The organism is Lutimaribacter degradans, from assembly GCF_023703375.1.
In the GTDB taxonomy this organism is placed as follows: Bacteria; Pseudomonadota; Alphaproteobacteria; order Rhodobacterales; family Rhodobacteraceae; genus Lutimaribacter; species Lutimaribacter degradans.
This window is the reverse complement of the sequence record NZ_JAMQGO010000003.1, coordinates 219,078-242,049: the sequence shown is the minus strand read 5'-3', so window position 1 is coordinate 242,049 and position 22,972 is coordinate 219,078. Positions and strand designations below refer to the sequence as shown.

At 58.5% G+C, this 22,972-nt stretch carries 23 protein-coding genes; 13 read left to right on the top strand and 10 right to left on the bottom strand.

The window, feature by feature from the left end:
* The first annotated feature begins 98 nt into the window (after window positions 1–98).
* Together M8744_RS07490 and secB are read left to right on the top strand one after the other, a co-directional pair.
* Complete coding sequence (locus M8744_RS07490; protein WP_251411851.1) at window positions 99–629, top strand: FxsA family protein; 531 nt, start codon at window positions 99–101, stop codon at window positions 627–629.
* Window positions 630–686: 57 nt separating this feature from the next.
* Window positions 687–1,193 (top strand): protein-export chaperone SecB, encoded by a 507-nt coding sequence (gene secB, locus M8744_RS07485; RefSeq protein ID WP_251411848.1) that lies wholly within the window; start codon window positions 687–689, stop codon window positions 1,191–1,193.
* Window positions 1,194–1,196: 3 nt separating this feature from the next.
* Here secB and dnaQ read toward each other — a convergent pair whose 3' ends face one another.
* From dnaQ to M8744_RS07465, 4 genes are read right to left on the bottom strand one after another with little or no spacing between them, the layout of a single operon-like run.
* Window positions 1,197–1,925 carry a DNA polymerase III subunit epsilon gene (gene dnaQ, locus M8744_RS07480; RefSeq protein ID WP_251411845.1) on the bottom strand — a complete coding sequence of 243 codons (729 nt, stop codon included), beginning with the start codon at window positions 1,923–1,925 and terminating at the stop codon, window positions 1,197–1,199.
* The gene (gene coaE / locus M8744_RS07475) at window positions 1,918–2,511 is read right to left on the bottom strand and encodes a dephospho-CoA kinase (RefSeq protein ID WP_251411843.1); all 594 of its coding nucleotides are present in this window, start codon (window positions 2,509–2,511) and stop codon (window positions 1,918–1,920) included. The genes dnaQ and coaE overlap by 8 nt, the downstream gene beginning before the upstream one ends.
* Window positions 2,508–3,341, bottom strand: a complete 834-nt coding sequence (locus M8744_RS07470) for a shikimate dehydrogenase (protein WP_251411807.1) — start codon at window positions 3,339–3,341, stop codon at window positions 2,508–2,510. The genes coaE and M8744_RS07470 overlap by 4 nt, the downstream gene beginning before the upstream one ends.
* Window positions 3,338–3,937 carry a Maf family protein gene (locus M8744_RS07465; RefSeq protein ID WP_251411804.1) on the bottom strand — a complete coding sequence of 200 codons (600 nt, stop codon included), beginning with the start codon at window positions 3,935–3,937 and terminating at the stop codon, window positions 3,338–3,340. Before M8744_RS07465 ends, M8744_RS07470 begins: the two co-directional genes overlap by 4 nt.
* A 405-nt stretch (window positions 3,938–4,342) precedes the next feature.
* Here M8744_RS07465 and M8744_RS07460 point away from each other — a divergent pair, with 405 nt between their 5' ends.
* From M8744_RS07460 to M8744_RS07430, 7 genes are all read left to right on the top strand, one after another.
* Entirely contained in the window at window positions 4,343–4,792 is a 450-nt protein-coding gene (locus M8744_RS07460; protein WP_251411801.1) for a CopD family protein, read from the top strand.
* 125 nt (window positions 4,793–4,917) lie between these two features.
* The gene (rho, locus tag M8744_RS07455; RefSeq protein ID WP_251411798.1) at window positions 4,918–6,189 is read left to right on the top strand and encodes a transcription termination factor Rho; all 1,272 of its coding nucleotides are present in this window, start codon (window positions 4,918–4,920) and stop codon (window positions 6,187–6,189) included.
* Between the two features lie 28 nt (window positions 6,190–6,217).
* The gene (gene mnmE, locus M8744_RS07450) at window positions 6,218–7,492 is read left to right on the top strand and encodes a tRNA uridine-5-carboxymethylaminomethyl(34) synthesis GTPase MnmE (protein WP_251412454.1); all 1,275 of its coding nucleotides are present in this window, start codon (window positions 6,218–6,220) and stop codon (window positions 7,490–7,492) included.
* 12 nt (window positions 7,493–7,504) lie between these two features.
* Window positions 7,505–9,373: a tRNA uridine-5-carboxymethylaminomethyl(34) synthesis enzyme MnmG gene (gene mnmG / locus M8744_RS07445; protein WP_251411795.1), complete on the top strand. Its 1,869-nt coding sequence runs from the start codon at window positions 7,505–7,507 to the stop codon at window positions 9,371–9,373.
* Window positions 9,370–9,984: a 16S rRNA (guanine(527)-N(7))-methyltransferase RsmG gene (gene rsmG / locus M8744_RS07440; protein WP_251411792.1), complete on the top strand. Its 615-nt coding sequence runs from the start codon at window positions 9,370–9,372 to the stop codon at window positions 9,982–9,984. Before mnmG ends, rsmG begins: the two co-directional genes overlap by 4 nt.
* Complete coding sequence (locus M8744_RS07435) at window positions 9,977–10,786, top strand: ParA family protein (RefSeq protein ID WP_251412451.1); 810 nt, start codon at window positions 9,977–9,979, stop codon at window positions 10,784–10,786. Before rsmG ends, M8744_RS07435 begins: the two co-directional genes overlap by 8 nt.
* A gap of 17 nt (window positions 10,787–10,803) precedes the next feature.
* Complete coding sequence (locus tag M8744_RS07430) at window positions 10,804–11,700, top strand: ParB/RepB/Spo0J family partition protein (RefSeq protein WP_251411789.1); 897 nt, start codon at window positions 10,804–10,806, stop codon at window positions 11,698–11,700.
* Here M8744_RS07430 and M8744_RS07425 read toward each other — a convergent pair.
* The 4 genes from M8744_RS07425 to rph are packed head-to-tail and all read right to left on the bottom strand — an operon-like array spanning window position 11,697 to window position 14,524.
* Window positions 11,697–12,050 (bottom strand): YbaN family protein, encoded by a 354-nt coding sequence (locus tag M8744_RS07425; protein ID WP_251411786.1) that lies wholly within the window; start codon window positions 12,048–12,050, stop codon window positions 11,697–11,699. The two genes, M8744_RS07430 and M8744_RS07425, sit on opposite strands and share 4 nt — an antisense overlap.
* 2 nt (window positions 12,051–12,052) lie before the next feature.
* Window positions 12,053–13,210 (bottom strand): radical SAM family heme chaperone HemW, encoded by a 1,158-nt coding sequence (gene hemW, locus M8744_RS07420; protein WP_251411783.1) that lies wholly within the window; start codon window positions 13,208–13,210, stop codon window positions 12,053–12,055.
* A complete protein-coding gene (gene rdgB / locus M8744_RS07415) occupies window positions 13,203–13,814 on the bottom strand; it encodes an RdgB/HAM1 family non-canonical purine NTP pyrophosphatase (protein ID WP_251411780.1) in 612 nt (203 codons plus the stop codon). Before rdgB ends, hemW begins: the two co-directional genes overlap by 8 nt.
* Complete coding sequence (gene rph / locus M8744_RS07410; protein ID WP_251411777.1) at window positions 13,811–14,524, bottom strand: ribonuclease PH; 714 nt, start codon at window positions 14,522–14,524, stop codon at window positions 13,811–13,813. The genes rdgB and rph overlap by 4 nt, the downstream gene beginning before the upstream one ends.
* 141 nt (window positions 14,525–14,665) lie before the next feature.
* Here rph and hrcA point away from each other — a divergent pair, with 141 nt between their 5' ends.
* Together hrcA and M8744_RS07400 are read left to right on the top strand one after the other, a co-directional pair.
* Entirely contained in the window at window positions 14,666–15,730 is a 1,065-nt protein-coding gene (gene hrcA, locus M8744_RS07405; protein ID WP_251411774.1) for a heat-inducible transcriptional repressor HrcA, read from the top strand.
* A 9-nt stretch (window positions 15,731–15,739) separates the two neighbouring features.
* Window positions 15,740–16,303, top strand: a complete 564-nt coding sequence (locus M8744_RS07400; RefSeq protein WP_251411772.1) for a nucleotide exchange factor GrpE — start codon at window positions 15,740–15,742, stop codon at window positions 16,301–16,303.
* A 4-nt stretch (window positions 16,304–16,307) separates the two neighbouring features.
* Here M8744_RS07400 and mutS read toward each other — a convergent pair whose 3' ends face one another.
* Window positions 16,308–18,914, bottom strand: coding sequence for a DNA mismatch repair protein MutS (gene mutS / locus M8744_RS07395; protein WP_251412448.1), 2,607 nt, complete (start codon window positions 18,912–18,914; stop codon window positions 16,308–16,310).
* A gap of 149 nt (window positions 18,915–19,063) precedes the next feature.
* Between mutS and M8744_RS07390 the strand changes: the two genes are divergently transcribed.
* Complete coding sequence (locus tag M8744_RS07390; protein WP_251411770.1) at window positions 19,064–21,319, top strand: NADP-dependent malic enzyme; 2,256 nt, start codon at window positions 19,064–19,066, stop codon at window positions 21,317–21,319.
* 49 nt (window positions 21,320–21,368) lie between these two features.
* Entirely contained in the window at window positions 21,369–22,241 is an 873-nt protein-coding gene (locus tag M8744_RS07385) for a ribokinase (RefSeq protein WP_251411768.1), read from the top strand.
* Here M8744_RS07385 and msrA read toward each other — a convergent pair.
* Window positions 22,238–22,900, bottom strand: coding sequence for a peptide-methionine (S)-S-oxide reductase MsrA (gene msrA, locus M8744_RS07380; protein ID WP_251411766.1), 663 nt, complete (start codon window positions 22,898–22,900; stop codon window positions 22,238–22,240). The genes M8744_RS07385 and msrA overlap by 4 nt on opposite strands.
* Window positions 22,901–22,972 lie beyond the last annotated feature (72 nt).

Sequence of the window (22,972 nt, the reverse complement as noted above, 5' to 3'; positions counted from 1 at the left end):
TCTTGGGCGGGGCATGGTAACGAGCGTGTTAGCCTCTTATGTAGGTGACGTAAGGGGCCAAGTCCACCACGCGGCCCGCCAAAAAGCAGGAGTCTCTCATGTGGTTGCTTGTGGCATTCATCGCCGTGCCAATCATAGAAATCGCCTTGTTCATCCAGGTGGGTGGTGTCATCGGCACATGGCCAACCTTGGGTATCGTCGTTCTTACCGCGATCGTGGGCAGTTTCATGATGCGCAGGCAAGGCGCGGGCGCGATGCAGGAATTGCAGACCGCCTTCAACGAGTTGCGCGATCCTGCGGAACCACTGGCTCACGGCGCTATGATCCTGGTGGCGGGTGTTCTTTTGCTGACGCCAGGCTTTTTCACCGATGCCCTGGGGCTGTCCTTTCTGATCCCCCAGGTGCGAAAGGCGGTTTTCACATTCGTCCGCAAGCGCATTCAAGTACATTCGGTGCATTTCGGCCCACATGGGCCCGGGCCGGGACGTGGCCCCCGCGATACGATGCGCCCGCACCCGGCGCGCGATGACGTGATCGATGGGGACTATCACGAGGTTGACGACCCCTCCGACCAGCCCGAACCGCCCAAGCGCCCGACACATCGGCCATCGGGCTGGACCAAGCATTGAGGCCCCCGTGCCATCCTGCTAAAGACCCCGCAAAACATAGTCCCCAGGAGAATGGAAATGGCCGAAAACGAAGTGCCTCAGGGCCAACAACAGCAACCACAGGTCAAAATGAACATCCTGACGCAGTTCACGCGTGACCTGTCGTTCGAAAACATCCTGTCGCAAAAGGGCGTACAGGGCGAGGTGCAACCCGACGTCTCGGTTCAGGTGAACCTGGATGCGAAGAAGCGCAGCACCGAAAATCAGTTCGAGGTGGTGTTGAAGCTTCAGGTGGAATCCAAGACAAAGGACAGCGATTCAAAACTGTTCCTGCTTGAATTGGAGTATGCCGGTATCTTCCATATCGAAGGCGTACCGGAAGAGCAGATGCACCCGTTCCTGCTGATCGAGTGCCCGCGCATGTTGTTCCCCTTCGTGCGCCGCATCGTATCCGATGTGACCCGCGACGGCGGGTTCCCGCCGCTGAACCTGGAAAACATAGACTTCGTCCAGCTTTACCGGAACGAAATAACGCGTCGCCAACAGGCACAACAACAGACAAACGGCCAAAGCGCCGACGCGTAACGCCTAACCCAGTTTTGACCACAAAGCGCCGTCGCCCATCGCCTGAACAAAGGCGTCATGGGCGGCGGCCTCTTCTTTTGTAAGGCGTGATGGCAGCGGGGCAGGGCGTGGCTTGGGTTTCCAGGCCGAATTCTCGGCACCGCTTCCACCGGATTGAACGACGCCCAGTGCAAAATCGGGCTGTCGCCCGCCGATCAGCTCAAGATACACCTCGGCCAGGATTTCCGAGTCAAGCAACGCGCCGTGCAGCGTGCGCGACGCGTTGTCGATGCCAAACCGCCGACACAACGCATCGAGCGATGCCGGGGAGCCCGGAAATTTCTGCCGCGCCATGCCCAGCGTATCAATCGCCCTTTCCCAGTGGAGTTCGGGCAAGCCCATCCAGCGCAATTCGGCATTGAGGAACTTCATGTCGAAGGCGGCGTTGTGAATGACAAGCCTGGAGTCGGCGACAAATTCAAAGAACGCGTGACCGATTTCCTTGAATACCGGCTTGTCGCGTAGAATAACCTCGCCATCCTTGGGCGGACGGGGATTGACCAGCAGGTCGGGGCCAATGCCGTGAATTTCGAACGCACCGTCGGGCATGTCACGTTCGGGGTTGATATATTGGTGATATGTCCGGCCCGTGGGCATGTGATTATACAGCTCGATCGCGCCGATTTCGACGATCCTGTCACCCTGGTCAGGCTCAAACCCCGTGGTTTCCGTATCCAGAACGATCTCACGCATCTTGCATCCGCTTCCTTATATCCGCGACGACATCCTGCACCTGTTTGCGCGCGTGATCCATCGTGTCGGTCACGACAACGTAATCGCCCCGCGCGCGTTTTTCGGCATCGGGCATCTGTTTTGCGCGTATCGCGTTGAACTGGGTCTCGGTCATCGTACCGCGGGCCAACACACGGTCGCGTTGCGTGTCGGCATCGACACTGACAACAGCCACGGCATCCATGCGCCTGTCTCCGCCGGTTTCGAAAAGCAGGGGGATATCGAAAACCAGTATATCCGCCTGCGCGTTCGACATGAATTCTTCACGATCCTGGCCAACGAGCGGGTGAACGATGGCTTCGATACGCTTTAATGCGGTTGGATCGGCCCCGATGATATCTTTCAGCGCCGCGCGCGACACTTCTCCGTCATGGACGGCTTCGGGAAAGGCTGCCTGCATTGGTGCCACGGCTGCACCGCCACGTGAATAAAGGCGATGAACGGCTGCATCGGCATCCCAAACTGCACAGCCTGCATCGGAAAAAAGGCGGGCGGTGGTTGACTTGCCCATACCGATCGAACCGGTCAATCCCAGGCGAAAAGTCATCGCAGAACCGCCGCCCTGGCGGCCGCATCGACCGTGGGTCGCACCCCGAACCAACGCTCGAACGCCGGAACGGCCTGGTGGAGCAACATGCCAAGCCCATCAACGGTAACACAGCCCATTTCCTCGGCCGTTTTCAATAACCGCGTTTGTAGCGGCGCATAAACCAGATCGGTTACCACGGCACCTTTCTGCAAACCATCCAGCGGCACACGCATTTCGGGTTTACCAACCATCCCGAGCGACGTGGTGTTCACGACCGTTGCAGCATCTTCCAGCATATTGCCCGCCTGGACCCAATCAACCACTTTCAACCGTTTGCCGAAATCCTGTTGCAGGCCCTCGGCCCGGATGCGGGTTCGGTTCGAGATCAGAATTTCCGGGACACCCACATCCAGAAGCGACGCGATAACGGCCCGCGCGGCGCCACCTGCGCCCAGAACAGCCGCTGGCCCTGCCTTCGGATCCCAGTCAGGGGCACCCTGGCGCAGGTTTTCGATGAACCCGTAACCATCGGTGTTATCGGCGTGAACCTTGCCATCCTTGCGAAAGATCAACGTGTTCGTCGCCCCGATCAGGATAGCCCTGTCCGTAATCAGATCGGCGATTTCCATCACCTTTTCCTTGTGCGGCACGGTGATGTTGACGCCGACAAACCCCGCCTTGGGCAGCGTGGTTATCACCTGCTTCAGATCCTCCGGTGCAACATCCATCGGAATGTAATAGCCGGGCAGGCCATGAGACTTAAGCCAGTGGCGATGCAGCTGCGGTGACTTGGAATGGGCAATCGGTGACCCGATTACCCCCGCCAGCGGAATACGCTGTTCCGTCATTTTTGTAGATCCCCCCGCAAGGTCAGATAGTTCAGGATTTCCAGAAGAGGCATCCCCAAAACGGTAAAATAGTCGCCTTCTACGCGCGAGAACAAGCGCACGCCTTCCTCTTCCAGTTTATAGGCGCCAACGCTTTCGGAAATGTCAGGCCAGTTTCGGTCAAGATAAGCGTCCAGGTAGTCGTCACTGAAGTCGCGCATCATCAAGCGAACGGTTCCAACGAAGCGCCAGATCGGTTGGCCGTCTTCGCAAATCACCCCTGCAGAAAGCAGTTGATGCCGCTTTCCGCGCAAAGCCTGTAGCTGGTCACGGGCAGCGTCGCGGCTGCGGGGTTTGCTTAGTAACTGATGTTCAAAGCTTAGTACCTGGTCGCAGCCAAGAACCAATGCACCAGGGTTTCGGTGGCTGACCTTGCGCGCCTTCAACTCGGCCAGGGCATCGGCGATGTCACGGGCGCTGGCATTTTCGGCCAACAGCGCGTCGCGCACCATGTCTTCGTCAACGCGGGCCGTTTGAACGTCAAATTCAACGCCTGCGCGCTCCAGCAACTTGCGGCGGATGGTCGAGCCTGAGGCAAGTATCATGTTTTGACCCATGTGGATAATCCGGTGGGAAACGTCAGGAGTTTCTTAAGGAAGATTCCGGGGTAAATCCACCGTAGCGGTTCACCAGTGGAAAACCCCTAATCTTGGCGTCGGTTCAAGTGATCTTGCCCACCTGTTGAACGGATAAGTCGCTACTTGTGGAATTATCGTCTATCAACAGGTCGGCTTTGAACCTTCCTAAAGTTTGTCCTATGGGTGATTATTTCTAAGATACTGTTATTAAATGTTTTTAATTATTATCCACAATCTGTCTTAGCGGTTTCAGGTTTTCTATCCCCATGTGGAAAAGACACAGAAAAGTCTGTAATCCACAGGCCATGATGCCCCCAACTAAATCATCATCTTTCTTTATATATACTTTAATATTAAGAGGGGCCGTGTTCGATGCGAGGCCCCATGTCAGACCTGCTTGCCATCCTTTATCCTTGGAACAAGGCCATTCACATTATGGCCGTCATCACCTGGATGGCGGGTATCTTCTACCTGCCACGGTTGTTCGTTTACCATGCGGAGCAGGCTGTGGTTGGCGACGCGAAAGACGAAGTCTTTCGCATCATGGAATACAAGCTGCTTCGGTATATCATGAACCCGTCGATGATCGTCGTTTGGGTGTTCGGGCTGGCGCTGGTTTTCACACCGGGAATTGTTGATTGGAGCATGGTCTGGCCCTGGGCCAAGACTGTCTCGATCCTGGGAATGACCTGGTTTCACATGTGGCTGGCCGGTAGGCGCAAGGATTTTGCAAAAGGTCAGAACCAGTTGGACGGTCGTCGCTATCGCATGATGAATGAGTTGCCCACGATCTTGATGATCGTGATTGTACTGTCCGTTGTCATCAAGTTCTGAGTTTGACTCGGGCTTCGGACAGGCGTAAGTAACCGTCTAAGCCGTCCGTCCGGACGGACGCTTTCCATTCAAGAAGTCGACACCGTGCGGGTCAGTCCGCGCCGCAGTCGTGCAAGGTATTCCCCATGTCCGAAAACCGTCTGAACCTTTCCGATCTCAAGGCGAAAAGCCCCAAAGACCTGCTATCGATGGCTGAAGAGCTGGAGATTGAAAACGCCTCGACCATGCGAAAAGGCGAGATGATGTTCCAGATTCTCCGCGAGATGGCGGATGAAGGCTGGGAAGTCGGCGGTGATGGCGTTCTCGAAGTTTTGCAGGATGGGTTCGGTTTCCTGCGCTCGCCCGAGGCGAACTATCTGCCGGGCCCCGATGATATTTATGTCTCGCCCGAGATGATCCGCCAATACGCTTTGCGCACGGGCGACTCGATCGAAGGTGTTATCAAGGCGCCCGAGGAAAACGAGCGGTATTTTGCACTGACCAGTGTGAAAACGATCAATTTCGAAGACCCCGAGAAAGCGCGCCACAAGATCGCCTTTGACAACCTGACACCGCTTTACCCGGATGAGCGGCTGACGATGGAGATCGAAGACCCGACGATAAAAGACCGGTCGGCCCGGATTATCGACCTGGTTTCGCCGATCGGCAAGGGGCAGCGGTCGTTGATCGTGGCACCGCCGAGAACGGGTAAAACCGTGTTGCTGCAGAATATCGCCAATTCGATCGAAACCAACCACCCCGAGTGTTACCTGATCGTTCTACTGATCGATGAACGCCCAGAAGAGGTGACGGATATGCAGCGCAGCGTGAAGGGTGAGGTCGTTTCCTCAACCTTTGACGAACCTGCCACGCGTCACGTTGCCGTTTCGGAAATGGTAATCGAGAAAGCCAAGCGGCTGGTCGAACATAAACGAGATGTTGTTATTCTTCTCGATTCAATCACAAGACTTGGTAGGGCATTCAATACGGTTGTACCTTCCTCGGGTAAGGTTCTGACAGGCGGTGTTGATGCGAATGCGCTGCAACGCCCCAAGAGGTTCTTTGGTGCGGCGCGTAATATTGAAGAAGGCGGCAGCCTTACAATAATCGCCACCGCGCTGATAGATACCGGCAGCCGCATGGACGAAGTGATTTTTGAAGAGTTCAAGGGCACCGGCAACAGCGAGATCGTTCTGGATCGCAAGGTGGCAGATAAACGTGTCTTCCCCGCGATTGATATTCTCAAATCCGGCACCCGGAAAGAAGAACTGCTGGTCGACAAGACGGATCTGGCGAAAACCTATGTTCTGCGCCGTATTCTGAATCCAATGGGAACCACGGATGCCATTGAATTCCTGATTTCCAAGCTCAAGCAGACCAAGACAAATTCCGATTTCTTCGACTCGATGAACACCTGACGCGCCCATTGGCGCCGAGGTTTGAATGATGGACACGATATTTGCCCTTGCCACCGCACCTGGCAAGGCCGGGGTTGCGGTGGTCCGCGTTTCCGGCCCGTCGGCCTTCGTGGCGTGTGTGCATATAGCCGGCAGTGTTCCGAAGCCTCGTCATGCAAGCCTGCGGCGACTTTCTGATCTTGATGGTGACACGCTGGACGAGGCGCTTGTGCTAGTGTTTCAGGCCGGCCACAGTTTTACCGGTGAAGATGTCGTTGAGTTTCAATGCCATGGCTCTGTTGCGATTACCTCGGCCATTCTGCGCGCGCTTGGAGAGTTGCCTGGGCTTCGCATGGCCGAACCGGGTGAGTTTACGCGCCGTGCCCTTGAAAACGGGCGCCTTGATTTGACCCAGGTTGAGGGGCTGGCCGACCTGATCGAGTCGGAAACCGAGATGCAGCGAAAGCAAGCGCAGCGCTTGTTGGAGGGTGCTATCGGTGAAAAAGCGGAAACATGGCGTCGTGATCTTATTCGCGCGGCAGCATTGCTGGAGGCGGTGATAGATTTCGCCGATGAAGACGTGCCTGAGGATGTGTCAGACGAGGTTTTGGCGCTGACAGAAAAATCACGTCTCGGCATTTCGCAGGAGTTGCGTGGTATTGACGCGGCCGAACGGGTACGCACGGGTTTCGAAGTGGCCATCGTTGGTGCCCCGAACGTCGGTAAATCGACGTTGCTGAATGCGTTGGCAGGCCGCGACGCTGCGATTACGTCGGAATATGCTGGAACAACCCGCGATGTTATAGAAGTGCGGATGGATCTTGGCGGGTTGCCGGTTACGGTTTTGGATACTGCCGGGTTGCGCGAAACCGAAGACCACGTTGAAGGCATTGGTATTGCACGGGCGCGCGAACGAGCGCAGGCGGCGGATTTGCGAATTTTCCTGACCGATGGAGAGGCGCCCGATCTTGCACCAGCGCCAGGTGACATTGTCATTCAAGCCAAGGCCGATCTACGGGGTTCGGGCGTGTCGGGTAAAACGGGGCAAGGTGTTGAACAGCTGGTGTCCGAGATAACCGACAGGTTGCAGGATCAGGCGGCCCATGCAGGACTTGCGTCGCGAGAACGGCATAGGCTTGCGCTTGCTCAAGCGATTTCCGGGCTTCAGGCTGCAGAAACTCATGTCAGAATCGGTGCGGAACAGTATGATCTCGGTGCTGAAGAACTCCGAAACGTCGTTCGCGCGCTTGAATCCCTGGTCGGGCGCATAGATGTGGAGAACTTGCTGGATGAAATCTTTGCCAGCTTTTGCCTTGGGAAGTGAGGAGTGTTTCACGTGAAACATTTTGACTTCGATGTTGTCGTTGTCGGTGGTGGCCATGCAGGGGTCGATGCCGCCCACGCGTCCGCGCGAATGGGTGCGCGCACGGCTTTGGTAACGCTCAAACGTGAATCGATTGGGGTAATGTCATGCAACCCGGCCATCGGCGGGCTTGGCAAAGGCCACCTCGTGCGCGAGATTGATGCCCTTGATGGGGTTATGGGCCGTGTCGCCGATAAGGCCGGTATTCAATTTCGTCTTTTGAACCGAAGGAAAGGGCCCGCGGTTCAGGGGCCTCGGGCGCAGTCTGACCGCAAGATCTACCGCGCGGAAATGCTTGCAGAAATGGAATCTCAGCCCAATCTCAGCATCATTGAAGGTGAGGTTACGGACTTCATCATGGATGGTGCTCGTGTCGATGGCGTTCTTCTAGCCGATGAAAGCGCCATACGCGCGAAGTCTACGGTATTGACCACGGGTACGTTCTTGCGTGGCGTTATTCATATTGGCGATCTGTCATATTCAGGCGGCCGGATGGGTGATAAGCCGTCTGTTCGCCTGGCAGAGCGGATCGACAGCTTTGGCCTTCCGCTTGGACGGTTGAAAACCGGCACGCCACCCCGCCTGGATGGGCGAACCATTGATTGGGACAAGCTGGAAAAGCAGCCCGGCGACGATGACCCGGTGATGTTTTCTTTCATGTCGAAGGCGCCGTTCGTTCGCCAAGTTTCCTGCGGTATCACCCACACGAACGAGAAAACGCACGATATAATTCGAAAGAACCTTGAGCGGTCCGCAATGTATGGCGGTCATATCGAGGGCGTTGGCCCCAGGTACTGCCCCTCGATCGAGGACAAGGTGGTGCGTTTTGCCGATAAGACATCGCATCAAATCTTTCTGGAGCCCGAAAGCCTGGATGATCACACGGTATATCCCAATGGCATTTCTACCTCACTGCCTGAAGATGTTCAGAGTGATTACGTCCGTTCCATCTATGCGCTTGAGAACGCTGTAATTCTGCAACCCGGCTATGCGATCGAGTATGATTACGTGGATCCGCGCGCGCTTGATCTGCGTCTTTCGCTTCGCGATGTGGGGGGGTTGTTTCTTGCCGGGCAGATAAACGGCACGACCGGGTATGAAGAGGCGGCGGCGCAAGGGGTGGTTGCCGGCTTGAACGCTGCCGCCGAGGCAATGGACCGTGATCCGATCACGTTTAGCCGCGCTGAAAGCTATATCGGCGTCATGGTTGATGACCTGACCACGCGGGGCGTGACCGAGCCTTACCGGATGTTTACATCGCGCGCTGAGTTCCGCCTTTCGCTGCGGGCGGATAATGCAGACCAGCGCTTGACTCCAAAGGGTTTGGCCATCGGCTGTGTGGGTGAGGGCAGGCGCCGCCTGTTCGAAGGCAAGATTGAGCGGCTTTCGTCGGCAAGAACGCGGCTGGAAGCTCAGTCATTTACGCCCCGGCAAATCGCCGAGCTTGGTTTGAAGGTTAACCAGGATGGCGCGCGCCGCAACGGGTTCGAGATTCTGGCCTTTCCGGAAATGTCGTTCGAACAGGCGACTAGACTGGACGGAACGCTTTCGGATATTGATGAAGAAACGCGTCGTCAGTTGGAGCGGGATGCTCTGTACGCGAATTACATTGAGCGTCAAAACCGAGACGTTGCCGCGATGAAGCGGGACGAACAGCAAGTTATCCCGCAATCATTCTCATTCGATGCGATCGAGGGGCTTTCAAACGAGCTTAAAGGCAAGCTTAATGCAGCTCGGCCCGGAAATTTGGCCCAGGCCGCCAGGATTGACGGTATGACGCCGGCGGCGTTGACGTTGATCTTGGCTCGATTGCGCCGCGAAAGCCGTGAGAAGACGGCGTGACGGGGCTGGTTTTTGGCAAGGATGTTTCACGTGAAACAATGGATCGCCTCCAGACGTACGTGGCATTGCTGGAAAAATGGAATCCCCGCATCAACCTCGTAGCTAAATCCACGCTCGACGCCGTTTGGACCCGTCATGTTCAGGATTCGCTCCAACTTCTGTCACTTGCGCCGCCGAAATGGCAAAGCTGGGCAGATCTTGGGAGCGGTGGCGGTTTTCCGGGTCTGGTAATTGCCATAGTCGCGAAAGAGCTTTATCCGGAATCCAAGGTGACGCTGGTGGAAAGCGATCAGCGAAAATCTGTTTTCTTGCGCACGGTCCTTCGGGAAACCGAGGTCCAGGCGGATGTAATTGCAAAACGGATAGAAGCCTTGCCACCTCTTGAGGCAGATGTGGTTTCAGCCCGGGCATTGGCAGATTTAAAAACGCTTTTGGGATTCGTGGCCCAACATGGTTCGCCCGCCGCCATAGCCTTGTTTCCAAAAGGTGCAACATGGGAAAAAGAAGTCGCCGATGCCCGTGTTCAGTGGGAATTCGCGTGCGAACCGTTTAAAAGTGATACCGAAGAAAAATCCGTCATCTTGAAGATCGAAGGAGTTGCTCGTGTCTGATCCAACTCGCCCGCCGGGGCCGCGTATCATCGCCGTTGCAAACCAGAAGGGCGGGGTGGGCAAAACTACCACGGCGATAAACCTGTCCGCTGCGCTGGTGGCAGAGGGCCAGCGGGTGCTGATCATTGATCTCGATCCCCAGGGCAACGCGTCCACCGGCCTGGGTGTAGAGGCGGAAGAGCGGGAATACACCACGTATGAGCTTCTTTTGGAAGATATAGCGCTTTCTTCAGTAATACAGGGTACGGAAACCGAGGGGCTGTTCATCGTGCCGGCCACCGTCGACTTGAGCTCGGCAGATATCGAACTGATGTCGAACGAAAAGCGCAGCTTTCTGTTGCACGATGCCCTGCGGCAATACGCGATGGACGAGTTCAAGTTTGACTATGTCCTGATAGATTGCCCTCCATCACTGAACCTTCTGACAGTCAACGCGATGGTTGCCGCACATTCCGTGCTGGTTCCGCTACAATCCGAGTTCTTCGCGCTTGAAGGCTTGTCACAGCTCATGCTGACAATCCGCGAGGTGCGGCAAACCGCAAACGCGAGCCTGCGGATCGAAGGTATTGTGTTGACCATGTATGACCAACGCAACAGATTGAGTCAGCAGGTCGAGCAGGATGCCCGGGATAACCTGGGCGAACTGGTGTTCCAAACCGTGATTCCAAGGAATGTTCGCGTGTCAGAGGCGCCTTCCTATGCGCTGCCGGTGCTTGACTATGACCCCAATTCGAAAGGCGCTCAGGCTTATTTGGCCTTGGCGCGCGAAATGCTACAGAACCACGCAAAAATGGCCGCCTGACAAAACGGGAGCAGACGATGGAAAAGAAAACGAAATCACGCGGGCTTGGCCGTGGCCTGTCTGCCCTGATGGCCGATGTCACCCCGGAAGATGATACCGGAACGGCAGGGTCGCGCCGTGCCGACATGGTGGTGCCGATCGAGCGGGTTCACCCAAACCCTGATCAGCCCCGTCGCAGCTTTACGCCCGAGCAACTGGAAGAGCTGGCAGGCTCGATCAAGAAAAAGGGCGTAATCCAGCCATTGATCGTGCGCCCACGTCCAGGTGATGAGGGAGCTTTCGAAATCGTGGCCGGCGAGCGGCGCTGGCGTGCCGCGCAAATGGCACAACTGCACGAAATACCTGTAATCGTTCGCGAATACGACGACACCGAGGTTCTGGAAGTTGCGATTATTGAAAATATTCAGCGTGCCGACCTGAACCCGGTAGAAGAGGCCGCAGGATACAGGCAACTCATGGAGAAATTCGGGCATACGCAGGAAAAGCTTTCCGACGTCCTGGGTAAAAGCCGCAGCTATATCGCCAACCTGGTGCGTCTATTGTCGCTTCCCGACGAAGTTCAAGGGTATCTGCGCGATGGATCTTTGTCCACTGGCCACGCCCGCGCTCTGATAACATCGGATGACGCCGTTGCGCTGGCGCGCGACGTCATCAAGAAAGGGTTGTCGGTTCGGCAGACTGAAAAGCTTGCCAAATCCGGGGTTGGAGGTCATGCAAAGGGTCGCGGCAAAACTCCCTCGGCAAGGACGTCAGAGAAAGATGCCGACACCAAGGCGCTTGAGGGTGATTTGTCCGCAAGCTTGGGTATGAAGGTCGAGATAAACCACGATTCCGGGCAGGAATCGGGGCGTATCACGGTCAGCTATGACACGCTTGAACAGTTGGATGATCTTTGTATGCGGTTGTCGCGCTAGCCGCTGGGGCGGGACCAGATAAAGGTCAGAACGGCGGTAAGAACCAACCCCTGGATCAGCAGCAGCTGCCAACCCAGGTTCATCCATACAGAAAGGCCAAAGACCGCGATGATCGAAAGCGTTGCGGCCCTTTTACCCCGCAAGCTGATGGCGCCACGCTCTTGCCAATCGGTGATCGGGGGGCCAAGTGTCGGGTGCTCAAGCAGCCATCCGTGCAATCGTTCAGACGAGCGTGCGAAAAGTATCGCGGCCAGCAGCAGGAAGGGCACGGTTGGAACAAGCGGCAAAAATATACCGATTAGCCCGCAGGCCACCGATAAAAGCCCCAGGCTGGCCCAGACAAAGCGCATGTTCAGCCCACCAATAACTGCTCTAACACGGCATTCAGCAAAACACGGCCCTGGCCTGTGACCCTCAGGTGGCTTGGGCCGTGGTCAATCATACCGAACTCTTCAAGATAGGCCAATTTCTCGACAGGCAAAGGCCGGCCGGCAAGTTTTTCAAACCGTGTCGGATCAACGCCTTCGACCAGCCGCAGACCCATCAACAGAAATTCCGCAGCCTGCTCTTCGCCGGACAGGGGTGAAATGACCTCGTCGGCGTTGTTTGCTTCGGCATGTTGCATCCATTTGCCCGGCAAGCGCCACTGTTCGGTTGCGTGCCGGGCGCCGTCAAGCGTCAGCCGTCCATGCGCTCCCGGCCCGATGCCGATGTAATCGCCATAGCGCCAATAGACCCTGTTATGGCGGGATTCAGCCCCGGAGCGTGCGTGGTTTGATATTTCGTAGGCGGGCATTCCAGCCGTATCGCAAATTTCTTGCGTGGCCTGGTACATGTCGGCGGCCAAATCTTCGACCGGCAGGCCGCGCAGTTTTCCGGCGTTGTAGCGATCACCGAAGGCGGTGCCTTGTTCGATCGTCAGTTGGTAAAGCGAAAGGTGGTCAACTGCCATCTCAAGCGCTTGCGATAATTCCGTGCGCCAATCATCCAGCGTTTGATCCTGGCGGGCATAGATAAGATCAAAGCTCACTCGGTCGAAATGCGAACGCGCGATATCAAAGGCGCGGCGCGCGTCGGCCACGGTATGAAGCCGGCCAAGACGGCGCAAATCCGTATCGTTGAGCGCCTGAACACCCATCGACACCCGGTTGACCCCAGCCTGCGCATAGCCGGTGAAACGCCCGGCTTCGACCGATCCGGGGTTTGCCTCAAGTGTGATTTCAAGATCGTTGGCAACCGGCCAATGCCGGCGAACCCGATCGATGATACTAGCCACGATTTCCGGTTCCATCAGGCTGGGCGTTCCGCCGCCGAAAAACACGGAGGTCAAGACCCTCCCGGGAACCAGAGTTGCATAACGATCAATCTCGGCCAAATAGGCGTTAAGCCAGCGGGTTTGGTCTATCGCGGCAACAACATGGCTGTTGAAATCACAATAGGGGCATTTCGCCTGGCAAAACGGCCAGTGAATATACAGGCCGAAACCGCCCTGTTGCCAATCTTCAGCCAAAACAACCTGCGACAAATTTCCGAAACGCGTCGGCGCGGTGGCTGATCTTGTTCTTCTCCCAGCGATCCATTTCTCCGAACGTCACGTCATAACCATCGGGTTGAAAGATCGGGTCATAGCCGTGGCCCTGATCGCCGCGCATCGGCCAGACGACACGGCCCGCCATAACACCCGGGAACACCTCGTCGTGCCCATCGGGCCAGGCCAGAACCAGCGTGCAACAAAACCTTGCCGTCCAGGGTTCGGGCGCACCACGCTCCAGCAGCGCGTCATGTGCCCGTGTCATGGCCACCACAAAGTCACGACCAGAGCCCGTTTCAGCCCAATCAGCCGTATATACGCCCGGTTCACCCCCAAGGGCGTCTATTTCAATTCCGCTGTCATCCGAAAGGGCGGGCAGGCCGGTTGCCTTGGCCGCAGCATGTGCCTTGATCCGGGCGTTTTCGACGAAGGTTGTGCCGTCTTCGACAGGTTCGGGCAGGTCCATTTCGCCAGCACCGACAACCGAAACACCAAAGGGCTGCAACAGGGCGGCTATCTCTTCCAGCTTCCCCTTGTTGTGGGTTGCCACAAGCAGTTTGTCGCCCTGGAATTTGCGTGTCATTTCACCGCTGCCATTTGCGCTGACACCAGCTCGGCAACGCCCTTCTCGGCGAGGTCCAGCAGCTGGTTCATCTGGTCACGGCTATAGGTTGCGCCCTCGGCGCTCATTTGTACCTCGATCATGCGCCCGTCGGCCAGCATGATGAAATTTCCGTCAACGCCTGCTTCGGAATCTTCGGGATAATCCAGGTCAAGCACCGGCTGTCCGGCATAAATTCCGCAAGATATTGCTGCGACCGGCGAAATTAACGGATCCGAGATCACATCACCGACTTTCATCAACTTGTCGACCGCCAGCTTCAGCGCAACCCAGCCACCCGTGATCGAGGCACAGCGCGTACCTCCGTCGGCCTGAATTACGTCGCAATCGACGGTGATCTGCCGTTCACCCAAGGCCACGCGATCAACGCCCGCTCGCAGGCTTCTTCCGATAAGCCTTTGAATTTCAACGGTTCTTCCGCCTTGCTTGCCCGCCGTTGCCTCGCGCCGCATCCGCGACGTGGTCGAGCGGGGCAGCATCCCGTATTCGGCAGTGACCCAACCCAGCCCCGAGCCCTTGATAAAGGGCGGCACGCGGTCTTCTATCGTGGCGGTGCACAGGACATGGGTATCGCCCATTCGGATCATGCACGACCCTTCTGCATGTTTCGTGATACCGGTTTCGATTGAAACCGGGCGCATTTCGCTTAAGTCTCGTCCAGACGGGCGCATGGCATCTCCTTGCTTTGCACTCAGGGGGATACAGGCGGGGCGGGGCGATGCGCAACCCCGATTGCGGGGCGGGGCGATGCGCAACCCCGATTGACCTTTGCACTTCATGCCCTTTAATGCCCTCTGTCTTGAGGTTTCGACATGCCGGACGACAACAATTTGCTGGACGAGTTGAACGAACGCTCGCGCGAGGTCTTTCGCCGCGTGGTCGAAAGCTATCTGGAAAGCGGCGATCCCGTGGGTAGCCGCACGCTGACCCGCTCGATGAATGAACGTGTCAGTGCCGCGACGGTTCGCAATGTCATGCAGGATCTTGAGTTTCTGGGCTTGTTGGGCAGCCCCCATGTCAGCGCCGGCCGTGTTCCGACGCAGATGGGGCTAAGGCTTTTCGTCGATGGGCTGCTTGAAGTGCGTGACCTTGACCAGTCGGATCGTCAAAAAATTGATGAAACGGCCAGCAGCAACAGCCAGGATGTCGGCGGCTTGTTGGACCGCGTAAGCACCGCGTTGTCGGGTGTTACACATGGTGCCTCGTTGGTGCTGGCCCCCAAGCAGGAAGCGCCGATCAAACATGTGGAGTTCGTGAACCTTGGCGCCGACCGCGCGCTGGTCGTGCTGGTATTCGCGAACGGCCATGTGGAAAACCGGCTGTTCACGCCGCCGCCGGGGCAAACACCCGCTTCCATGCGCGAGGCCGCGAATTTCCTGAATGCTTTGGCCGAGGGCCGGACATTGAGCGATTTGCGGGGTGACATCACCCGCGAAATTACAACGCGTCGGCAAGAGATCGATGCGCTTGCACATCAGTTGGTCGAAAGCGGATTGGCCCTGTGGGATGATGCGGGCGAGGGCAGCGAACGCCTGATCGTGCGCGGCCGGTCGAATCTTCTTTCCGAAGAGACATCCGAGGCCGATCTGGAGATGATCCGAACATTGTTCGACGACCTTGAGCGCAAGCGCGATATCGCCGAGTTCCTCGAACTGACCGAGCAAGGCGAGGGCGTGCGAATTTTTATCGGCTCCGAGAATAAACTTTTCTCACTTTCGGGTTCATCTTTGGTCGTGTCTCCATATATGAACGCTGATCGAAAGATCGTGGGCGCGGTGGGCGTGATCGGCCCGACGCGGCTTAATTATGGACGGATCGTGCCGATTGTGGATTACACGGCGCAGCTGGTCGGAAAGCTGATTTCCGACCGCAATTAGAGGTGGAAGATGGCAGAGCGCAAGGAAGACGAATTTCTCGACGATATCGAACAGGTTGCAGCCGAGGCAAATGCCGAGGCCGAAGAAGAGATTTCGGACGAGGCGGTAGAGCTTGATACGTTGCGCGCCGAGCGCGACGCGTTCAAGGACAAGTTCATGCGCGCCCTCGCGGACGCCGAGAATTCGCGCAAGCGCGCCGACAAGGATCGCCGCGAGGCCGAACAATATGGCGGCTCGAAACTGGCGCGCGACATGCTTCCGGTTTACGACAATCTCAAGCGCGCACTCGATGCTGCCACCGATGAACAGCGCGAAGCATTTGGCCCGTTGCTTGAAGGCGTGGAGCTGACGCTGCGCGAGCTGCAGAATGTTTTCAAGAAGCATGGCATCGAACGTATCAGCCCCGTCGAAGGCGACCCGTTCGATCCGCAGCTTCACCAGGCGATGTTCGAAGCGCCCGTGCCCGGCACGACACACGGGCAGATCATTCAGGTTTCGGCCGAGGGGTTCATGCTCTATGACCGCCTGCTGCGTCCGGCACAGGTGGGCGTGTCGTCGAATACCGGCGGCTGACGGCCTATCCGTCGTTCAGCTTGGCGCGCAGGTCATACAAGACCTGTAGCGCCTCGCGCGGGCTAAGGTCATCGGGGTGAATTTCGCGCAATTGGGCCTCGATCGCGCTTGATCTGAGGGGCGCGTGCGGCTCCGGGGCCGGCGCCGCGGCGAAAAGCGGCAAATCGTCAATCAACGCCTTGGGTTTGGTCGCGCCTTCACGCTCGCCCTTTTCCAACGCATCAAGAACCACCCGTGCACGGGCGACCACGCTGTCGGGCAGGCCCGCCAGCTTTGCCACCTGCACGCCATAAGACCGGTCGGCCGCGCCCTTGCGAACCTCGTGCAGGAAGATCACCTCGCCTTCGTGTTCACGCACGGAGACGGTGGCGTTGTCCACGCGGCCCAGTTTACCGGCCAGTTGCGTCAGTTCGTGGTAATGCGTGGCGAACAGCGCGCGGCACCCGTTGACCTCGTGCAGGTGCTCTAATGTGGCCCATGCGATGGACAGCCCGTCATAGGTGGCCGTGCCGCGCCCGATTTCATCCAAGATCACCAGTGCGCGATCATCGGCCTGGTTCAGGATGGCCGCGGTCTCCACCATTTCCACCATGAAGGTGGACCGCCCCCTCGCCAGGTCGTCCGAGGCGCCGACGCGGCTGAAAAGCTGGCTGACCAGCCCGATATGGGCGCGCGTCGCCGGCACGAAACTGCCGGCCTGGGCCAGAAGGGCGATCAGCGCGTTCTGTCGCAGGAATGTTGATTTACCGGCCATGTTAGGGCCGGTCAGCAGCCATATATCCGCCTGATCCCCCAGCGCGCAGTCATTGGCGATAAAGGGCGCGCCGCCCTGTTGGCGTAGCGATTGTTCCACGACCGGGTGTCGCCCGCCCTCAACCTCGAGCGCGCGACCATCGTCAACAACTGGACGCACCCAATTTTCACCGCGCGCAAGGTCGGCCAGGGCGGTTGCCAAGTCGATCTCGGCCAGCGCGCGGGCGGCTTGTGCCACCTCGGCTGCATGGCTGAGAATCTCTGACTTCAGCCTGTCGTAGAGCCACTTTTCGATCTCGATCGCACGGCCGCCCGCGTTCAGGATGCGGGTTTCCATTTCGGACAGTTCGACCGTGGTAAACCGCACTTGGTTTGCCGTGGTCTGGCGATGCTTGAACCGTTCGTCGGCGTGCATCTTGTCAGCATGGGTGGCTGTCACCTCGACGAAATAACCCAAAACGTTGTTGTGCTTTACCTTGAGCGAGGCGATGCCCGTCGCCGCTTGATACTCCGATTGCATCTTGGCGATCACGCCGCGCCCTTCGTCGCGCAGTTGGCGCATCTCGTCCAGTTCGTCATCATACCCGGCGGCGATGAATCCGCCGTCGCGCGCCAGCAAGGGCGGTTCGGCAATCAGGGCCTGGCCCAGCAAATCCAGCACTTCATCATGGCCCGAAAGGTTCTGTTTCGCCTGAAGCAGGACTCTGGGCAGGTCGTCGGGCAGGGTGCCGGCGATATGCACGGCCTGTTCCAGCCCGTTGCGGATTGCCGCCAGGTCACGCGGGCCGCCCCGGTCCAGCCCCAATCGCGATAACGCGCGATCAAGGTCGGGCACCTTTCGCAAGGCATCGCGCAAATCACGGCACAACAGGGCCTGTTCGGTCGCGAACTGCACCGATTCCAAGCGGGCCTGCACAACGTCCAGCACGCGCGACGGGCTGGAAAGTCGCCTTTCAAGCAGGCGTGCGCCCCCCGCTGTCATCGTTCGGTCGACGGCGGCCAGCAAAGACCCGGCCCGCCCGCCAGACAAGGCGTGCGTGATCTCAAGATTTCGGCGCGTGGCCGCGTCGATCTGCATCACGCGGGTCTCGGCCTCGCGCACAGGCGGGCGCAGCAAGGGCAGTTTGCCCTTTTGCGTAATCTCCAGGTATTCGACGATCGCGCCCATCGCCGAAACCTCGGCGCGGCAAAAGGCACCGAACGCATCAAGCGAGCCGACGCCAAACAGGGCACAAAGGCGCTTTTCGGCCCCTTGGCTGTCAAACGCGGCGCGGCCCAAGGCTGTAAGCGATGCACCGGATTCAGACACTGTTTCGGCCAAATCGGTTTCTTGCGCCTCGGATACGATCAGTTCTGACGGGGAGAGCCGCGCCAGCTCGGGTCCCAGTCGAACGGGCGTCAGCGGCATCACGTGAAATTCGCCGGTGGAAATATCGACCCAGGCCAACGCGCTGACGTCGCGCACCGTCACGAAGGCGGCGAGATAGTTGTGACGCCGCGCCTCCAGCAGCGATTCCTCGGTCAATGTGCCGGGCGTGACGAGCCGCACGACATCGCGCTTCACCACTGATTTCGAGCCGCGCTTCTTCGCCTCTTCGGGGCTTTCCATCTGCTCGCAGACGGCCACGCGAAACCCCTTGCGGATCAGTGTCAGCAAATAGCCTTCGGCCGAATGGACGGGCACGCCGCACATCGGGATATCCTGATCAAGGTGCTTGCCGCGTTTTGTAAGGGCGATATCCAGCGCCTCGGCGGCTGCCACGGCGTCGTCGAAAAACAGCTCGAAAAAATCGCCCATGCGATAAAATAGCAGCGCATCGGGGTATTGCGCCTTGATTTCGAGATATTGCGCCATCATCGGCGTGACGTTCGACACCGTAGACCCCCTTTGGTTTCGCGCGACCTTACAAATGGCGGGCACCACGTCCAAGACCAAACCGCAAAAGGTTGAGGCAAAACCAACGGCCATGTAAGAAGCATAAGCCCCATGCAATCAAAGGCCATCAGATGTCGAAAAACCGTATCACCCGCGAAGAGGCATTGGCCTTTCATCTTGAACCCACCCCCGGCAAGTGGGAGGTGAACGCAACCGTCCCCATGACAACGCAGCGCGACCTTTCGCTGGCCTATTCGCCCGGCGTGGCCGTTCCGTGCGAGGAGATCGCGGAAAACCCCGAACTGGCCTATGACTACACCAACAAGGGCAACCTTGTGGCGGTCATTTCCAACGGCACCGCGGTTCTCGGTCTGGGTAACCTGGGCGCGCTGGGCAGCAAGCCGGTGATGGAGGGCAAGTCGGTTCTGTTCAAGCGGTTTGCCGACGTGAATTCGATCGACATCGAGCTTGATACCGAAGACGTTGATGCCTTTTGCAACGCCGTGCGGCTGATGGGGCCGACATTCGGGGGGATCAACCTCGAAGACATCAAGGCGCCGGAATGTTTCATCATTGAACAGCGCCTGAAAGAGGAAATGGATATTCCCGTTTTCCATGACGATCAGCATGGGACAGCGGTGATTTGCGCGGCGGGGCTGATCAACGCGCTGCACCTTTCGGGCAAGAAGATCGAAGATGTGAAAATCGTGCTGAACGGGGCCGGTGCCGCGGGCATCGCCTGTGTCGAACTGCTGAAACGCATGGGCGCGCGGCACGAAAACTGCATCGCCTGTGACACCAAGGGCGTGATCTACCAGGGTCGGACCGAGGGTATGAACCAGTGGAAATCGGCCCATGCCGTCAAAACCGAGGCGCGAAGCCTGGAAGAGGCGATGGTGGGCGCCGACGTGTTTCTGGGGGTCAGTGCCAAGGGTGCGGTAACTCAAGCGATGGTTGCCAGCATGGCCGACAACCCGGTTATTTTTGCCATGGCCAACCCTGACCCGGAAATCACCCCCGAAGAGGCGCACGAGGTTCGCCAGGACGCCATCGTTGCCACGGGGCGCAGCGATTACCCCAACCAGGTCAACAACGTGCTTGGCTTTCCCTATCTCTTCCGTGGGGCGCTGGATATCAACGCGCGCGCCATCAATGACGAGATGAAGATTGCCTGCGCCGAGGCGCTGGCCGAGCTTGCACGCGAAGATGTGCCCGACGAGGTTGCGATGGCCTATGGCCGCAAGCTGACTTTCGGGCGCGATTACATCATTCCCACGCCTTTTGACCCGCGCCTGATTCACCGTGTACCGCCAGCCGTGGCCCGCGCCGGGATGGAAACCGGCGCCGCCCGCCGCCCGATCATCGACATGGATGCTTATGAGCTGGGCCTGAAAACCCGGATGGACCCGACAGCCAGCATATTGCGCGGCATTAACGCCCGGGCCCGCAACGCACAGGCCCGCATGATCTTTGCCGAAGGCGACGATGTGCGCGTGCTGCGCGCTGCCGTGATGTATCAGCGCCAGGGCCTGGGCAAAGCGCTGGTCGTTGGCCGTGAAAAGGACGTGAAGGAAAAGCTGGAAGCCGCGGGTTTGGGTGACGCCGTTCGTGAGCTCGAGGTCGTGAACGCCGCCAACACCCGGCATTTGGAAACCTACAAGGAATTCCTGTATCAACGCCTGCAACGCAAGGGGCACGACCGGCACGATATTCACCGCCTCGCCGCGCGCGACCGGCACGTGTTTTCGGCGCTGATGTTGGCGCATGATCATGGCGATGGGATGATCACCGGCGCGACCCGGAAATCGGCCCACGTGATGGAGCTGATCAACCACGTCTTCGACGCGGATGCCGCCAATGGTGCTGCCGGCGTGACGGCACTGCTGCACAAGGGCCGAATAGTTCTGGTGGCTGATACGCTGGTGCACGAATGGCCGGATGAGGAAGACCTGGCAAACATCGCCCAGCGTGGCGCCGACGTCGCCCGCCACCTTGGGCTTGATCCGCGTGTTGCCTTTGTTTCGTTTTCCACGTTCGGCTACCCCCGGTCAGAACGGGCCGAAAAGATGCACCTGGCGCCCCGCGTGCTGGAGCGTCGCGGCGTGGATTTCGAGTTCGAAGGCGAAATGACCGTCGACGTTGCCCTGAACCCGCAGGCGCAGGCGAATTACCCGTTTCAGCGCCTGTCGGGCCCGGCGAACATCCTCGTGGTGCCGGCGCGGCACTCTGCCTCGATCAGCGTGAAATTGATGCAGGAAATGGCCGGTGCCACCGTGATCGGGCCGATCCTGTCGGGTATCGATGCCTCGATCCAGATCTGTTCGTCCAACGCCACCGCAACCGATATTCTGAACATGGCGGTTCTGGCCTCGTGCAAGGTGGGGTGATGAGTGCACCCCGTGCCGGCCACGATAACCTTGGTGCCGGGGGCGCCGCATGACGATCTATAACCTGGGCTCGATCAACGCCGATCATTTCTATGCCGTCCCGCATTTGCCGGGTGCGGGCGAAACGTTGGCGGCCACCGCGCTGACAACCGGGCTGGGCGGCAAGGGAGCCAACCAATCGGTGGCCGCCGCGCAGGCCGGTGCCGAGGTTGTGCATATGGGTGCGGTCGGGCGCGATGGCGCCTGGGCTGTCGACCGTCTGGCCAGCTACGGGGTGCAGACGCAGGCGATTGCGGAAACGGAAACGCCCACCGGCCATGCCGTCATCTGTGTCGATCCGGCTGGCGAGAACCAGATCATACTCTATCCCGGCGCGAACCATGCGCTTGGCGCCGATCAACTGGCGGTTCTGGATGCTGCGGGTTCGGGCGATTGGCTGATTTTGCAAAACGAAACCAACCTTCAGGCCGAGGCCGCAAAGCGGGCGCGGGGGCAGGGGGCGCTGGTTGCCTATTCCGCCGCGCCTTTCGCAGTGGATTCGGTGCGGGCCATGATGCCGCATGTCGATCTGTTGCTTTTGAACGCTGTCGAGGCACGGCAATTGTCGCGGGCGCTGGGCGTGGCGGTGGCTGACCTGCCTGTGCCGCAGATCGTGGTTACAAAAGGTGCAGACGGCGCCGAGTGGATCGGGCCGAACCGTGGTGAAACAGTCTCTGTTCCCGCGCAAGAAGTGGATGCGGTCGACACCACCGGCGCGGGCGATACATTTGCCGGGTACATGGTCGCCGGATTGTCGCAGAGCATGGTGCCGGGCGATGCGCTGCGCCTTGCGGCAGCGGCCGCCGCGTTGAAGGTTACGCGCGCAGGCACCGCCGATGCGATTCCTACCAGGGTCGAGGTTGACGCATTTCTAAAGATCTAGCTGGCAAAGGGTGCTGCGCCGCCCCACAATTGCCGCACGCGGTCATCGCGCCCGCAGGCTTCGCGATAGCGTTCATAGGCTTTTGACTGGCGAATTGGACCGAACCGGGTGACCATCAGCCTGTCGCCCTTGTAGTAATCCTGGTGATAGGCCTCGGCCTTGTAAAACGTCTTTGCATCCACGATCGGCGTGACGACCTTTTGCCCCAACTCTTGCCGCGCGTTGGCAATGGCTTGCTGTGCAAGCTCCTTTTCAGCTTGATCAGAGACGAAAATAGCCGTTCGGTAGCTTTCGCCGCGGTCGCAGAACTGGCCGCCCGCATCGGTTGGATCAACCGAACGCAGGAACATGTGCAGCAGTTGCGCCCGGCTTACCTGTTCCGGGTTGAACATGATCTGCACCGCTTCGTAATGCCCGGTACCGCCGCGCGTGACCTGCTTGTAGGTCGGGTTTTCGGTGCTGCCCCCGGTATAGCCCGAGACAACTTCCTCCACGCCTTTTACCTTTTCGAAATCGGCCTCGACGCACCAGAAACACCCGCCCGCCACGGTCAGAACGCGTGTTTCGGCGGCGTGGGCCTCGCCGTTCTGTGCGATCCATCCCAGCGCGATGGCCAGGGTCAGGGTGATTGCCTTCAGATTCGCCAGTTTGTTTTTCATTGGCTTGTCCTCCGTATGCTTTCACGCAGGATGCCCCTGTCGCGGCTGTCTGCATAGCCGTTGCAACGCAAT